Annotated in this window: 1 protein-coding gene; it reads right to left on the bottom strand. The window is 69.7% G+C overall.

Translation table 11 applies throughout. The features are described from left to right. On the bottom strand, window positions 1-521 hold a 521-nt coding region (locus tag ABD323_RS45350), incomplete at both ends, for an alpha-amylase family protein (RefSeq protein WP_486327202.1).

Below are 521 nucleotides of genomic sequence, written 5' to 3'. Positions count from 1 at the left end.
GAGTTCGGTGAGGTAGTCGGTGAGTTCCTCCTTGGTGTCGCGCCAGGTGAAGTAGGTGTAGGACTGCGTGAAGCCGAGCCTGGCCAGCCCGTGCAGCACGGCGGGGCGGGTGAACGCCTCGGCCAGGAAGAGCACGTCCGGGCGGGTGGACTTCACGGTGCGGATCAGCCAGTGCCAGAAGTCCGGCGGCTTGGTGTGCGGGTTGTCCACCCGGAAGATCCGCACCCCGCGCTCGGCCCAGAACTCCACCACCCGGAGGATCTCCCGGTACAGGCCGCCCGGGGCCCGGTCGAAGTTGAGCGGGTAGATGTCCTGGTACTTCTTCGGCGGGTTCTCGGCGAACGCGATGCTGCCGTCCGGGAGTTGGGTGAACCACTCGGGGTGCTCGGCGACCCACGGGTGGTCGGGGGCGCACTGCAGGGCGAGGTCGAGCGCCACCTCCAGGCCGAGCCGCCCGGCCTCGAACAGGAACGCGTCGAAGTCCGCCAGGGTGCCGAGCTCCGGGTGCACGGCGTCGTGCC

It is taken from the genome of Kitasatospora nipponensis (genome assembly GCF_039528135.1).
In the GTDB taxonomy this organism is placed as follows: Bacteria; Actinomycetota; Actinomycetes; order Streptomycetales; family Streptomycetaceae; genus Kitasatospora; species Kitasatospora nipponensis.
This window is presented reverse-complemented; position numbering and strand designations above follow the sequence as displayed.